Raw genomic sequence first — 13,791 nt, forward strand, 5'->3', positions numbered from 1 at the left:
CTACTTCTTTCTGTTGACCGCAGGCGAGGCGGTGAGGTGGGTGAGGGTGTCTTGTCCGAGAAGCCGAATCCCGGAGGTGGTTCCGTCGGCCTCGGAACCGGCGGCGTCCACCGCCAGAGAATGGGCGTCCCCCAGAGTCGCGGTTTCCAAGCCGCCCACGGCGGATCGTCCAGAACCGAAGAGCATTGGGGCCGTGTACCAGTACATTTCGTCGACCAGGTCCTCGGCGAGGAATGCAGAGACGATTCCGGGACCGCCTTCGACAAGCACATGCCGCGCGCCTTCTCCGGCAAGGCGTTCCAGGGCTTCTCGCGGGGACCTGGTGTCGAGCTTGGTGAACCCAGCGTCGAGATGTATTGCCGCGTCCTCCGGCACGTGCCTGCGTCCCATAACGGCCCGGCGCGGCTGATGCTCCACAAGCACGCCATCGGGTGTTCGCGCTGTCAGTCGAGGATTGTCGGCAAGCACGGTACCGGTACCGACGAGAACCGTGTCGACACGGTTGCGTATCCGGTGCCCGTGGTCGCGGGATTCTGGACCCGTGATCCATTGGCTCGTGCCGTCCTGGGCCGCCACGAATCCGTCCAGGGTCGCGGCCACTTTGGCAGTCACGAAGGGGCGTCCAGTCCTCTGGGCCTCCCACCAGCGGACATTGAGGAGATGGGCTTGATCCGCGAGCAGACCGGACCGGACGTCAACCCCGTGACGAGCAAGGAATTGCCCGCCTCCGGAAGCATTGCTCGTGGTGTCGGGTTCGGCGTAGACCACCGTGCGAATCCCGGAGTCGAGGATTGCGTGCGAGCACGGACCGGTTCGGCCCACGTGGTTGCAGGGTTCCAGCGTGACGTAGAGAGTGGTTCCCCGCATGTCGGTCCCTTCCGCTCGCGCCGAGGCGATCAGATCCGCTTCCGCGTGCGGCGTCCCGGTGCCCAGATGCCGGCCGGTGTGAAGTATCCGGCCGGTTTCGTCGACCAAAACGGCCCCGACCAGGGGGTTCGCACCCCGTGGGCCGCACAGCGCGACGTCGAGGGCGGTCGTCATGGCCTGATGATCCGATGTGCTGAATTCCGGGGCCATCACTTGGAATCCTTGTCGACGTCGACGGTGGGATCCGGGAAGCGGGTTTCGACCTGGACCCTGTGCTCACGATTTCTCGTGCGCCACCAGATAAAGAAACCAGTCAAGGTAAAGCAACCGTAGAAGAGATACATCAGACCTGAAGCGTAATAGCCGACCGAGAAAAGCAACGGTACGCCAACAATGTCGACCGCAACCCAGATGAGCCAGAATTCGACCCAGCCGCGGGCCATGCCCCATGTTGCAAGGAGAGAGCCCATGAAAATCCATGCGTCGGACCACACGGGTTCGTAGGAGCCGAGCGCTCTGAAGACCGGGGTCAGCAGTGCGGTGCCCCCGAACAGGGCGACAACCAGGACCAGTCGTTCCTTCCACGAGGCCCACCGAGGCGAAACGGCTGCGTGGCCTTGGGATTTCGCGGCTTTCCACTGGTACCAGCCGTAGACGGAGACGATGATGAACATGATTTGACGACCGGCTTGGCCGAGGAGGTTGACGGGGTGCGGCGAGCCGAAGACGGCCCCCAGGAATACCGTGAAGAGCAAGAGGTTGCCGGCAATGCCGATGGGCCACGCCCAAACCTTGCGACGCATTCCGCCGAGGGCGGACGCGAGGCCGAAGAGGTTGCCCAGAACCTCGCGCCAGAGAATAAAACCTCCGCCGATAGTCAGCTGAGCGTCGAAGAGCCACCGCAGAATATTCACTGTTCTCCTTCCGAGCTGCGGAGGCTCCGGGGAGAACACAACGAACGACTCCACGTCCGGCGAGAAAATCGATCTTCGAGGAGAACGACTGTTCCTCGGCGTGTGCCGCGTTCTGCTCGTGCGCCTTTATCCAGACTGTACTGTCGGTACCGGAATTTCACCGATTCGGCCGCAGGTTCCAAGACTCATTCGAGTGGACTGCGGGTCGCGGACTCTCACCGCCGGTTCGGAATTTCACCGACCCCCGGAGCACGATTGCGTGACATTGATTATGGCATAAATGCGTTCCGCGTCGAATCCCCGACGGCACGGGACGCAACGGAACGCAATCCGGCGATCGCGGCAGCCGGGTCCTCCGCTCCGTAAACAGACGATCCGGCTACGAAAACGTCCGCGCCGGCCTCCGCGGCTCTGCCGATGGTTTCTTCCGAGATTCCCCCGTCGACCTGGAGGGCCACCCTGCCCCCGGATCCGCGGATTGCTTCCGAGGCGCGACGCAGTTTCGGCAGGGTGAGGTCAAGGAATTTCTGTCCTCCGAACCCTGGCTCGACCGTCATGACCAATAACAAGTCCAGTTCGTCGAGCATTTCAAGATATGGCTCAACCGGTGTGGCCGGGCGAAGTGCCATCCCGGCCCGGGCGCCCTGAGAACGCAGTTCCCTGGCCAACTTGATGGGGGCTATAGCCGCCTCCGCGTGGAAAGTTACGGATTCGCATCCGATTTCGGCGTATCGAGGCGCCCAGCGGTCTGCGTCCTCGATCATCAAATGAACGTCGAAAGGAACCGGTGAGACCTCGTGCAACCGTTCGACGACAGCCGGTCCCCAGGTCAGATTCGGCACGAAATGATTGTCCATGACATCTATGTGAGCCGCGTCCGCGGTTTCGATCGCTTGCAATTCTTCGCCCAGTCGAGAGAAGTCCGCGGAAAGAATCGACGGGTTGATGTGGAGATGACTCACGTGGGCCTCCTGATTGCACAACACTGAGTATGGTTACCGGACCCGCCCTGGGTCGGGTTGCTCTCCAGCCTACCGGGCAGCTCTCATCAGGTGCGGGTTACGGCATGCGGGGCACATTCGACCGACGTGTCCCCTGAGGACCGCCGAATTCTTTCGGCCACCATACGGGCAATCTCCTCGTCGACGAAGGCGCCGAGCACATAGTGGCCGGGATACTGCCGACTGGTCACGAGCCACACTTCCCCGATCGGCCCCGCAGGAACTCGCAAGGCGTCTTCTTCGGCGATGCCATTGGCCTCGTGGACTCCGGGAGCCTGCGGGTCGTCGCCGTCGCCCAAGAGGTTCGATCCCAATCTCAGGGTCTCCGACGTGAACGTCGTGTGCGGATACCTCCCGATCGCTTGCTCGATGAAGGGACGCACCTCATTTTCGGACGGCAGGACCGCGACGATCGGAGGGATTCGGCTCCCCCGCTGAAGAATCACCGACACGGTGGACGGATCCAAGCGGTCTCTTCGTGCCTGGCGAGAAGCGACAATCAGGACCCAGAGGAATGCGCCGTACACGACCACGGCCGTGACGATCAGCGCGATGAGCTGAACCTGGTTGTCACCCCACTGTATGTTCCACCCGAAGTGCAACAGAAACGCCACGAGAACCCAGACGGCACCGGTGAGCCAGCGTTTGCCGGTCGTGCGGTCTCGCAGGAAGAGCGCTCGTCCGATCCCCCACCCGGAAAGGCTCGTGAAAACCACGTGAAGACCGATTCCGAAGAGAGTTCGGTTGCCCCACATCTCCAGGGAACCGATGGCGTCGCCGTTGGGATTCAGAATCGCGCCGATAGCACCGTACTGAATATTTTCCACGGCCTCGAAACCCAGGCCGATCATCGCACCGGTCATGAGCCCGTGCCAGGGTCGATTGAGTTTCCGAAAGCTGAACAGGATCAGAAGAACGCCCAGTGCCTTGCCCAATTCTTCGGGATACGCGCCCGAGAGGGACGCGTCCAACGGATACCATCCGATTTTCTGGACCAAGCCGCTCAGCCCTGGCCCGGAGGCGAGGGCCAGGCTGACGGCTACACTGCCGCCCCAGAGGAAACTGGCGGCCGACCAGCCGAAACCGGCGCGAGGCCAGGTCGGCAGGAGACGGAACAGAAGGATCAGGACTGCGGAGAGGACCACGGCCGAGGCAAGTCCGACCGCCGTCCCGCTGGGTGATGTGAGGGAGGAGATCAGCACGAATGCGGCCGAGACCAGGCTTCCGAGGCCGATCAGTATCCACAATGAAACGGGATATATCTTGCTCATGACCGGCCTCCCGAGGTCACGTTGTGCCACACGAGGTCCGAATACTTCATGCGATCCGGTCCTGAGACGACGACCATGACGGTCTGATCTCGATGTTCGTCTGCCCCTTCCAGCGAGATCGCCGTCGCATCGGCGGCGGTGTCCTCAATCTGGCGGGCCTCCGCTCGGTGTCTTATAGGGGCATTCTGGTCGAGGACCCTCCAGCCGACTCCGACTCCCCGGATGATTCTGCGCAAGGCCAGATCCTGGTCTTCGGCGTTCTCAACCACCGTCGTACGGATCTCGGTATCGCCGCAGGTCCAGCGTTCGGTCATAGGGTCATCGAAGTGCTGTTCGCACGCCAATTCGGAACCGTCTCGGTCATGCATTCCTATGGTCCAGCCGTAGTCCTCCGAACCGAGCTCGACCTGAGACATCACGGGGTCCGCATCCGTGACCGCGGCGTTGAGCGCGGCGGGGGCTCCGAGCAGGATCACGGCGATGCCGATTATGGCCCACCAGGCCCTCGCCCCGAATCGGGGTTTGATGCGGTATGCGGTTCTCACGTGACAGTAATTCCCTCTGATGTGGTTCGTCCGGGTGCGAGCGCGGACCCGAGAACGGGTCCGGAACTTTGGCTGTGGAGCTCCTACTTTTTGCGCAAGAGCGCCAGGAACATTGCGTCCGTTCCGTGAATATGCGGCCAGAGCTGAACCGTGGTCGCGTCATCCTGTCCTTCCGCGGGTTCGATGCCTGGCACCCTCGTGCCGGGCGCGGAATCGCCGTCGAGGACGCCCGGTTTGGCGACCGCCCGAACGGCTGAGGCGGTGTCGAGGAGCTCGACGTCGCCGGTCTCGAGAATATCGAGTAGGACATTCTGGGTTTCGGCCGGATGCGGAGAACAAGTGACGTATGCTACGACGCCGCCCGGACGAGTGACCGATATCGCCGACTTCGCCAGTTCGAGCTGCAAGGACATGAGATCCGCGATGTCGCCCGGTTTCTTGCGCCACCGGGCTTCGGGCCGACGTCTCAAGGCGCCCAGTCCCGAGCACGGAGCATCGACCATGACACGGTCGAAGATTTCTCCGCCCTCGCCGAACGCTTCAACCGCGAGGCTTATCTCCTCGGGAAGGTCGGCCTTCAACAGGTTCTGGTGGATGTCCCGTCCATCACCGGTCAGAACCGAATACGCGTTCTCCGGGAGGGGTTTCAGAGCGCTCCTGACCAATTCGGCTCGATGCTCCGACGATTCGTTGGCCACCAACGCCGCCCCCCGCGCCGAAGCGAGCGCGCCCAAAAGTGCGGCTTTGCCACCGGGGCCGGCGCACAGGTCGAGCCATGCCGAGTCCGTTCCTTCCAACTCGACGGCGGCCAGGGCGCGGGCGACGAGCTGGGATCCGGCGTCTTGCGCCCGGACTGTGCCGGACCGCACCGATTCCAAGCGCCCCAGATCGCCGTGGCTGTAGGTCGCGGAACCTTCGACGAGCTCACTGGGTTTCGCGTCGTTCTCGAGGGCCTCGCGCAGGTCGCCGAATCCTGGCAATGCAACCAAATGAACCGAGGGGCTCGCGTTGTCGGCCGCCAGAAGGTCTTGGATTTCGGTCGGGACGCGACCGTGGGCCGCAAGTGACTGCCTGAAGGCGCGGACAATCCATACGGGATGCGACTCTTCGATCGACATGCGCTTGATGTCGTCCGTGACGTCGGCCGTTAGCTCCGCGATCCAGTCTTCCCGAGACTTCTCGCTGACCCGCCGAAGCACGGCGTTGACCAGTGTTGCGGGACCGGCGCCGATCACACCCCGGGCGAGTCCGACGGTCTGGTTGAGGGCCGCGTGATTCGGCACGCGCATTCCGAGAAGCTGATGGGCCCCGAGACGGAGGGCCGTGACGATTTTCGGATCCGTCTTGTCGAGGGATCTGTCGAGGCAGCGCGACAAGATGGCGTCATAGGTTCCGCGTTCCCTGAGCGTTCCGTATGCCAGTTCGGTCGCGAAGGCGGCGTCTCTCCGGTCCAAGCGGTGCTTGCGAATCGCTTGAGGCATCACGAGGTTGGCGTAGGAGTCCTGACTTTCGACCGCTTGCAGCACTTCGAACGCGACCAGCCGATCCGGGTCCGCGACCCTGCGTCGTCCGCTCGGTGCCGATGCCGAGAATTCGCGCTTTCCCTGGGCCTTCCGGTTTCTTTCCCGTCCCTGGGCATCGCGCCGTGCATTCCTCGTGTCCGGGCGCCCGCTTCGGTTACCGCGGCGATTGTTGCTTTCACTCATTCAAAGATCACGGTCTCCTGGTCGATTTTTCCTGCGCCCCGCGCCCAATCGGCCGCGTTCATCATCTTTTTCCCGGCGGGTTGGATGCGATCGACGACGACTTCGTCTTCCCCGCACGTGACCACGACGTTCTTTCCTTCCAACCTGGCTGCTCCCGGAACACGGCTACTGGCCATGTCGCCAGGGTCGAATGCGTGCAGGCCTTCCATTTTCACGCGTTGCCCCTTCAGCTCCGTCCAAGCGCCCGGCTCCGGCGTGGTTCCCCGGACATGGGCCTCAACGTCGGAGGCACTTCCGGTCCAATCGATGCGGGCATCTGAGATATTCAATTTGGGAGCGAAACTGGGTTCACCGATCTGCGAGGTCGCGACGGCGGTCCCGGAACCGATGTTTCTGAGGGTCTCGGCAAGAAGTCTTCCACCGCTGGTGGCCAAAGCCGTCAACATGGTCCCTGCCGTGTCGTCCGCACCTACCGGTTCAACCAATGTTTCGTACACGGGACCGGTGTCGAGGCCTTCTTCGATGAGGAAGGTCGAGGCTCCCAACTCCTTTTCACCGGCCATGAGTGCTCTTTGCACAGGGGCGGCACCGCGCCAACCGGGCAAGGTCGAGAAATGGAGGTTGACCCATCCATGAGGGACGAGGTCCAAGGCCCGACGCGGCAGAATCGCTCCGTAGGCCACCACGGCCGCCACATCTGGTGCCAGATCCGCAACGGCAGCGTGAACGGAGTCGTCGTACCGATTCCCTTTGATAATGGGGAGCCCGAGCTCCTCGGCCCGCTTGGCGACGGGAGAGGCAGTCATGATCCGCTTCCGTCCAACGGGCGCGTCTTGTCTGGTCAATACGCCGACCACGTTCAGGCCTGCGTCGATCAATGCATTGAGCGGTTCGACCGCTGCATCCGGGGTTCCGGCATAGAGCACGCGCATCATCAGGCACCTCCGGCGGCGCCGAAGGAAGAACCGGATCCGAAAGAGGAACCGATTCCGAATCCGCTGGACACGTTGCTCGCACGGCGCCGCTGCACTCCCGCGGAGACCTCGCCATAGTCTGCGGAACGAATCGCCCGCATGACTCGTTTCTTGTCCTCGCCGACGAGGCGGTCGATGTACAGTTTCCCGTCCAAATGGTCCGTCTCGTGCTGGAGGCACCGAGCCAACAAGCCCTCGCCTTCGACGACGATCGGGGTGTTGTTCCGGTCCACGCCCGTTACCCGGGCCCACTGCCTCCGTGGTGCGTCCCCGTTCAGCCCGGGGACGGAAAGGCAGCCTTCACCGCCTTCCTGAGGCTCCTCCCCCAACTCGATGACGGGATTGATCACATGGCCCACCTCGCCCTGCGGGCCTTCGACGCCATACGTGAACAAGCGAAGTGCCACGCCTACCTGCGGGCCGGCGAGACCGACCCCGTCGACGTCGAACATCGTCTCGATCATGTCGTCGATCAGTCGTGAGAGTTCCGCGTCGAATTCGGTCACGGGCTCACAGACGGTCCGGAGCACGGGATCGCCGATCGTGCGGACGGAGAGAACGGTCATCGGATTCCTTCGGTTTTTCTCTAGCTGGCGTCTTGTTCTGGAATATGCATCCGGGGCGGCGGCGGGACCACCGGCATCAAGGGCTGGAGAGCACTTTCTGTGAGAGCCAGATCCACCGACCGGTGGTATTCCCACACTTTACGGAGGGCGCAGAACTTGAACCAGTTGTGCTTGAGGAGGTCCGGATTGGCCTGCTGAGGCTTGACCTCGGTCTCTCCCAGGGCGACGCCCAGAAGTACGGGTGCGTCCCCGAATTCCCACGGTCCCCACGTTCCGGTTTCCGCGTCGACCAACGCCTCTTCGGCCTTGACCCCGGCGACCAATTGCATAATGACTTTGGTGTCCAGAGGCTTGACCCGGTTCTTACGGTCTGTCCCCTTGGTCTTGTAATCAATGATGCACACACGCCCACCGATCCTCGCGACCAGGTCGAGGGTACCGGCGTAGCCCACGGTTTGGTTCCAGACGGTGACCTCGGCGGCCAGGGGTTCCGGCCGGTACAGGTCCCACCATTCATCGAACCGGTCGGCCCACGCGGTCTCTCCGTACTGGCGCAGATGTTCCCTGGCCTCGTCCGCTTCGTGGTCCTGTCCCATGACTCGCAGGGCTACGTTTTCGCAATAATTGTGGATACGGTCTCCGCGGGCGGCGGCCTGATCGCGGTACCTTTCGGCCGCGGCCGCGGCATCGCGAATCACGGCATGTTTGAGGCCCACGGAACGGGAGGCACGCATGGCACGGTCGTCCTCGAGAGCGGCCTTGGCCGCCATGTAACCATGCCACCCTCCGAGGTCCTGCGCGTACTGCCCGATCACCGTGGTGATCGACGGTACTTCGGGGTCACCCTCGACCGAGCGTGCATACATGCGCCCATATTCGGTCTGGGTCGCAAGCCTCGGCTGGGTCATGAAATAAACCGTCCTTCTCGCTTACGTTGTGATGGCCCCTGAGATCATCAGGCGGAGACTCCACTGGGCATGGCCGACAGTGCCGGTGCACGATGCCCTCGGGCCGCCTCATGCCAGTCTGCCGCTAGGAAGCCCCCTCGCCGCGCATTAAGACGACCCATGCGGGCCCATGTCACGCAAAAGGCCCCCGCCCGGATGCTTCCGGCGGGGGCCTGATACGAGCTGTCTCCAGCGCTCTACGTGCGCGATACTGGGTTCGAACCAGTGACCTCTTCGGTGTGAACGAAGCGCGCTACCACTGCGCCAATCGCGCTCAGCACTCGATTCAGTTTAGGGACACCGGCCAATCGAGTCAATTTGAGAGCTCGAGCCTGCCGGTGACACACAACACAAATTTTTTGGAGAGGGGTTTGTGTCGCCAGAGGACACAAATCCCGCGGAATTCCGCGGGACTCCGGGGGTATAGTGCGGCGGCAATCCGGATTTTGCATCGCTCTCAAGGATGTGTAGAGTATTCATCTGTCAGCGCGACGGACTGAAGGAAAGCCCGCCGAAGCTCAGGTTGTAAAATTTGAGGTCGTTGAACATGCGGTTGTAGCTCAGCTGGTAGAGCACCACCTTGCCAAGGTGGATGTCGCGGGTTCGAATCCCGTCAACCGCTCGCAGATTGCTTCACATCGTGGGGCATAGGCCCTGAGTCCTTCGATCAGGACATGGTGAGGTGGTCGAGTGGTTAGGCAGCGGCCTGCAAAGCCGTGAACGCGGGTTCGAATCCCGTCCTCACCTCGCAGTACATAATAAAATATGTATCCAGCGCGATTGGCGCAGCGGTAGCGCGCTTCCCTGACACGGAAGAGGTCACTGGTTCGATCCCAGTATCGCGCACAGATAAGGCCCCGGTTCTACGGAACCGGGGCCTTTGTGCGTCCGACGACGGGATGGCCCATCGGATGCGATCCGATCACGAATAACTGCCCCGAGAGATCGCGCCGACCCACATGTCTAGCCGAAGAGCCCCAGCGCACCTTTCAGGATCGCCAGAACCGCCCCCGAACCGGCCAGGATCAGCGCGAGCGTCCTCGCGGTCGACGCCGGCACCCTTTTCACCAGCGGTGTGCCGATTCCTAACCCCAACAGGACCATGGCGGCAACGCCGACGAAGAGCCACGGCGTCGGCGTGGACGCGTGCTGGACGGCCCCTGCCAAGAATTTTGCCGCCAGAGACGTGACCCCCAGTGTCATGAAGACGGGCTGCATGGTCGCGGAGTATTCGGCTTGTTTCCATCGGGTGACCCGGGAATAGACGACCATCGCCGGTGCCGCAACCCCCGCCGTGACATTGAGCAGACCGCCGGCCGCACCGGAAGCGACCGTGAGACCTTTGCCGTACCGTTCGCTTCCCTGGTTGCCAACAAGAATTACGACCATCCCCAGTAACACCACGAGACCTACGACCAGTTGCAGGATCGGGCCCGGAGTCAGCCGAACGATCACGGCGCCCGGGACCGTGCCGATCAGGGCGCTCGCGCACAGGATCGACCATTGTTTCCAATTGACCATGCGCCACAGCGCGCAGGTCAGGAGGAATCCAGAGACGGTGGTCGTGACATTGGTCAGGAAGACACCATTGGAACCGCCCAGCGCAATCGCGAAGGCCGGAGCGACCACGAGGCCGACACCGGTCCCCGAAATCCGTTGCAAAACTGTCCCCAGCAAGACGGCCGGGAGGATCAACCACAGCATGAGGGACTCACCTTCTCCGGTCTCGAGAGCCTCTACTTTTCGACGGGTTCTTCGAGCATTCCCTCACGAGCCAATGCCGTCAGGCGTGAGACGGCACGGAAGTATTTCTTCTGGTATCCGCCGGCCATCATTTCTTCGGTGAAGACCTGGTCGAAGGGAACCCCAGAAGAGACGATCGGCAGATCCTTGTCGTACAACCGGTCGGCGAGGACGACGAAACGTAGAGCCACCGCCTGAGCCGTAATGGGCCTGACGTTACGCCAGGCAATGCCCTCAAGTCCTTCGATCAGCTGCCGATAACGGCTCGGGTGCACCTGAGAGAGGTGTTCGATGAGCTGGTCGAAATCGTCGACAGCGACCTTGTGGTCTCGGCCGAAGCGGGCGACCACGGCGTCATCGAATCCTTCGTTGTCCACCGGGCGTGGGGCTTCCGGCAATCCACGGTGACGATAGTCTTCGCCGTCGATACGGATAACGTCGAATTGGTCGGACAGGACCTGGATCTCGCGCTTGAAGTCGGCTGCCGCGAATCGGCCCTCGCCGAGAGAACCGGGCAAAGTATTCGACGTCGCAGCGAGCTTGACGCCCGCATCCGACAGTTCGCGCATCAGCCGCGACATCAGAACCGTGTCCCCCGGGTCGTCGAGTTCGAACTCGTCGATACACACCAAGTTGTAATCGGAGAGCGCCTCGACCGTTTTACGGAACGTCAGGGCTCCCACCAGATTTGTGTATTCGACGAAGGTGCCGAAGGCTTTCGGGCCGGGAACCTGGTGAAAGAGCGAAGCCAAGAGGTGGGTCTTGCCGACGCCGAAGCCACCGTCCAGATAGATGCCCGCTTTGTCGTTTTTCGGTGCGTTTTTGCCAAAGAGCCTCGATAACAACCCCCCGCCCTGTTTTGCTCCTCCGACCGATCGCCCGAATTCTTGCAGAGCTTCGACGGCATGAGCCTGCGAGGGCTGGTTCGGGTCCGGAATGTACGTGTCAAAGGAGACTTCACCGAAACGCTCGGACGGTTTGAACCCCTTCAGGAGTTCCTCTGCGGACACGCTCGGACGACGATCGACCAGACGGATGGAGGCTTCGGGCACCTTGCTCCTTAAACAATTTCTCGAATGCGGTTGCTCGGCGCCGTCTCCCCAGAGACGACCTCCCAGCGAAGCCACGACGGAAGCGTCATGGCCCAAATGCGAGTGTAGCCGCCGAGAACCTCGCCTTCAGCCTCCACCGAGGTATTGAGCACCCGACGACCGGATCCGTGCACGCACGGCGGGGCGATCGTGACACGTTTCTCAATATCGGGAGAGCAAAAGAACGCAGTGACTACCTCCATGGCGACTACTGGTTGCCTACCATGAACACAGAACTCAAGTTCCTCGAGAAAGGTTTAGCCTTGTCCAGGAAAAAGAATTCCCCGTCGACAGGCGCCGCCCCGACGGCCGCGGTAGCAGCCCTTCAGGAGGCCGGCATCGCTTTCGAGGTGCATCCGTATGACCACGACGACGCCGCGGGGTCGTTCGGATCCGAGGCCGCAGAAAAACTCGGACGCGAAGCAGGTCAGGTCTTCAAAACCCTGATGATCACGCATGACAAGGAATTCGCGGTGGCCGTGGTTCCGGTGTCTGGAAAGCTCAATCTCAAGCACGCTGCGGCTGCCATGGGATGGAAATCGGCGTCCCTGGCGGATCCGGCCGTCGCGGAAAAACGCAGTGGATACGTCGTCGGAGGTATTTCTCCTCTGGGCCACAAAACCCCCGTGGCTGTGCTTCTGGACGAGAGCGCCGCCTTCTACCCCACCGTCCTGGTCTCGGGCGGCAAGCGCGGTCTCGACGTCGAGTTGTCCCCCGCCGATCTGCTGGGCGCCACCGAGGGACGTTACGCGGACATCGGAGCCGACTAAATTCTCTCGGCGCAACTCAGTAGTCGGCTTGGCGCTTCGACAGCTCCACGGGAGACTCCCCCTCGGCAGGCTCCGTCGATTGCTTCTCGTAGTACAGGTAGTTCGGAAGCCACTCGGTGACCGCTTTTTTCCATCGGGCCGGATCCACGTTCCACTCCTTGGTGTGCCGGGCCTTGTGGAAAGGGACCAAGCTCACCAGCCGGTTCCTCGAGGCGAGTTCCACCGACGTGTTCGCCGGAACGAATTCGTCGTCCACGGAGTGAATGATCAGGGTCGGAGTCAGGAGCTCACCGCTTCTGGAGAGCCAGTCGAGGTCGGACAGCAGAATCGGGGTATCCAGGCCAGTCATCATCGCGGCTCGCGGTTCCGCCAAGAGGTCGGCCACGAGTTGGCCTGCCCGCAACGGCAGACGCTGCATCCGCGAGTGATAGCGAATCAGCTCGAACCAATCGACCACCGGGCCGTCGAGCACCAGGGCCCGGATCAAGTGCTGGTACTGCGACTTGTCGGTCGCTTGGAGCGCGATCGCGCCGCCCATGGACCAGCCGAACAGCACGACGTCGCGCGCTCCGTTGTCCAGCGCGTAACGTATCGCGACCTCGACATCCTCCCACTCGGTGAAGCCCAAACCGTACCGTCCGTCTTCCGAAGGCGGAGCATCCCTGTCGTTCCGGTACGAGATATGGACGGTCGGCATGCCCAGGTCCTGGGTCGATTCGAGCGAACGCAGCGTTTCCTGGCGCCCCGCACCCCGCCCGTGAATCATGATCCCCCATGTCCGGCAGGTCGAGTGGGCCGGCGCCGGAACCACCCAGGCCGGCGCTTCGCCAACCGGAAGCTCCAGGGTGACTTCGGTGTAGTCAAAGCCCGCACTCGCGGGGGTCTCATAGATCGCGCCGGACCAGCGCCCGCGTTTGGCCACGGACAGGTCGCCTTCGCGGACATCCTCCACGCTTCGGGTCACAGTCTCCAGTCGAGGCGAATAGGAGACGACGTCGCCGATAAGGGCATGACCGCGACCCCCGTCGAAGAACAGCATGTAGCGTCCGGGCACAAGGGTTTCCTCATTGGCCGGCAGAGTGACCGTCGACGGTGGCATCCCTGCCGCAGGTTCGGCGGTCCCATAACCCACGCCGAGGATCCGCAACGATTCGTTGCCAGGCTTTGGCGGCGTCACGATGGTTCGGGCGTAGAAGCCCGCTACGGTTGCCACCAAGCCAACGGCCAATCCAGCGGCGCCGGCACCCGCGACCAGGCCCGTACGCAACCCGGACACCCACGGGCGACGGACCTCGACCGGTGCTGGGGAAGAACCGGGCCGCCACCGCGATGAGGTGGGCAGCAATCGCGCCCGAAAGTCGCTCGTTCTCACGTGAATCTACCGGCCTTTCGTCTG

The 13,791-nt window shown here is 62.5% G+C and carries 14 protein-coding genes, 4 tRNA genes and 1 riboswitch; of the genes, 4 read left to right on the forward strand and 14 right to left on the reverse strand.

The window, feature by feature from the left end; genetic code table 11:
- From ribD to EWV35_RS05990, 10 genes are all read right to left on the reverse strand, one after another.
- Positions 1 to 1,077 (reverse strand): bifunctional diaminohydroxyphosphoribosylaminopyrimidine deaminase/5-amino-6-(5-phosphoribosylamino)uracil reductase RibD, encoded by a 1,077-nt coding sequence (gene ribD, locus EWV35_RS05945; RefSeq protein WP_238654229.1) that lies wholly within the window; start codon positions 1,075 to 1,077, stop codon positions 1 to 3.
- Positions 1,077 to 1,781, reverse strand: a complete 705-nt coding sequence (pnuC, locus tag EWV35_RS05950) for a nicotinamide riboside transporter PnuC (RefSeq protein WP_129360884.1) — start codon at positions 1,779 to 1,781, stop codon at positions 1,077 to 1,079. Before pnuC ends, ribD begins: the two co-directional genes overlap by 1 nt.
- A gap of 115 nt (positions 1,782 to 1,896) precedes the next feature.
- Positions 1,897 to 2,037: riboswitch (FMN riboswitch) on the reverse strand.
- 13 nt (positions 2,038 to 2,050) lie between these two features.
- Complete coding sequence (gene rpe, locus EWV35_RS05955) at positions 2,051 to 2,743, reverse strand: ribulose-phosphate 3-epimerase (protein ID WP_129659042.1); 693 nt, start codon at positions 2,741 to 2,743, stop codon at positions 2,051 to 2,053.
- Between the two features lie 86 nt (positions 2,744 to 2,829).
- Positions 2,830 to 4,053, reverse strand: coding sequence for a PrsW family intramembrane metalloprotease (locus EWV35_RS05960; protein WP_129659044.1), 1,224 nt, complete (start codon positions 4,051 to 4,053; stop codon positions 2,830 to 2,832).
- Positions 4,050 to 4,598: a hypothetical protein gene (locus EWV35_RS05965; RefSeq protein ID WP_129659046.1), complete on the reverse strand. Its 549-nt coding sequence runs from the start codon at positions 4,596 to 4,598 to the stop codon at positions 4,050 to 4,052. The genes EWV35_RS05960 and EWV35_RS05965 overlap by 4 nt, the downstream gene beginning before the upstream one ends.
- Before the next feature lie 83 nt (positions 4,599 to 4,681).
- A complete protein-coding gene (locus EWV35_RS05970; RefSeq protein ID WP_129659048.1) occupies positions 4,682 to 6,304 on the reverse strand; it encodes a transcription antitermination factor NusB in 1,623 nt (540 codons plus the stop codon).
- Entirely contained in the window at positions 6,301 to 7,236 is a 936-nt protein-coding gene (gene fmt / locus EWV35_RS05975; protein WP_129659651.1) for a methionyl-tRNA formyltransferase, read from the reverse strand. The genes EWV35_RS05970 and fmt overlap by 4 nt, the downstream gene beginning before the upstream one ends.
- Positions 7,237 to 7,238: 2 nt before the next feature.
- A complete protein-coding gene (def, locus tag EWV35_RS05980; RefSeq protein ID WP_129659051.1) occupies positions 7,239 to 7,844 on the reverse strand; it encodes a peptide deformylase in 606 nt (201 codons plus the stop codon).
- Positions 7,845 to 7,864: 20 nt separating this feature from the next.
- A complete protein-coding gene (locus EWV35_RS05985; protein WP_129659053.1) occupies positions 7,865 to 8,752 on the reverse strand; it encodes a PD-(D/E)XK nuclease family protein in 888 nt (295 codons plus the stop codon).
- Between the two features lie 241 nt (positions 8,753 to 8,993).
- Positions 8,994 to 9,065: transfer RNA gene (locus EWV35_RS05990), tRNA-Val, on the reverse strand.
- Positions 9,066 to 9,340: 275 nt separating this feature from the next.
- Between EWV35_RS05990 and EWV35_RS05995 the strand changes: the two genes are divergently transcribed.
- The 3 genes from EWV35_RS05995 to EWV35_RS06005 all read left to right on the forward strand — a co-directional run bounded on the left by EWV35_RS05995 (position 9,341) and on the right by EWV35_RS06005 (position 9,637).
- Positions 9,341 to 9,413, forward strand: a tRNA-Gly gene (locus tag EWV35_RS05995).
- 54 nt (positions 9,414 to 9,467) lie between these two features.
- Positions 9,468 to 9,538: transfer RNA gene (locus EWV35_RS06000), tRNA-Cys, on the forward strand.
- A 27-nt stretch (positions 9,539 to 9,565) separates the two neighbouring features.
- Positions 9,566 to 9,637, forward strand: a tRNA-Val gene (locus tag EWV35_RS06005).
- A gap of 117 nt (positions 9,638 to 9,754) precedes the next feature.
- Here the strand turns inward: EWV35_RS06005 and EWV35_RS06010 are convergent.
- Genes EWV35_RS06010 through EWV35_RS06020 form a run of 3 tightly spaced genes read right to left on the reverse strand, consistent with a single transcriptional unit; the run spans position 9,755 to position 11,828 of the window.
- Entirely contained in the window at positions 9,755 to 10,495 is a 741-nt protein-coding gene (locus tag EWV35_RS06010) for a TSUP family transporter (protein ID WP_129659055.1), read from the reverse strand.
- Positions 10,496 to 10,527: 32 nt separating this feature from the next.
- Positions 10,528 to 11,586 carry a cell division protein ZapE gene (gene zapE / locus EWV35_RS06015; RefSeq protein WP_129659057.1) on the reverse strand — a complete coding sequence of 353 codons (1,059 nt, stop codon included), beginning with the start codon at positions 11,584 to 11,586 and terminating at the stop codon, positions 10,528 to 10,530.
- A gap of 8 nt (positions 11,587 to 11,594) precedes the next feature.
- On the reverse strand, positions 11,595 to 11,828 hold the full coding sequence (locus EWV35_RS06020; RefSeq protein ID WP_129659059.1) for a hypothetical protein: 234 nt from the start codon (positions 11,826 to 11,828) through the stop codon (positions 11,595 to 11,597).
- A gap of 21 nt (positions 11,829 to 11,849) precedes the next feature.
- Between EWV35_RS06020 and ybaK the strand changes: the two genes are divergently transcribed.
- Positions 11,850 to 12,395 (forward strand): Cys-tRNA(Pro) deacylase, encoded by a 546-nt coding sequence (ybaK, locus tag EWV35_RS06025; protein WP_129659061.1) that lies wholly within the window; start codon positions 11,850 to 11,852, stop codon positions 12,393 to 12,395.
- Positions 12,396 to 12,411: 16 nt separating this feature from the next.
- On the opposite strand, the gene EWV35_RS06030 is transcribed toward ybaK, so the two are convergent.
- On the reverse strand, positions 12,412 to 13,767 hold the full coding sequence (locus tag EWV35_RS06030) for an alpha/beta hydrolase family protein (protein WP_129659063.1): 1,356 nt from the start codon (positions 13,765 to 13,767) through the stop codon (positions 12,412 to 12,414).
- Positions 13,768 to 13,791 lie beyond the last annotated feature (24 nt).

The organism is Rothia uropygialis, from assembly GCF_004137765.1.
In the GTDB taxonomy this organism is placed as follows: Bacteria; Actinomycetota; Actinomycetes; order Actinomycetales; family Micrococcaceae; genus Rothia.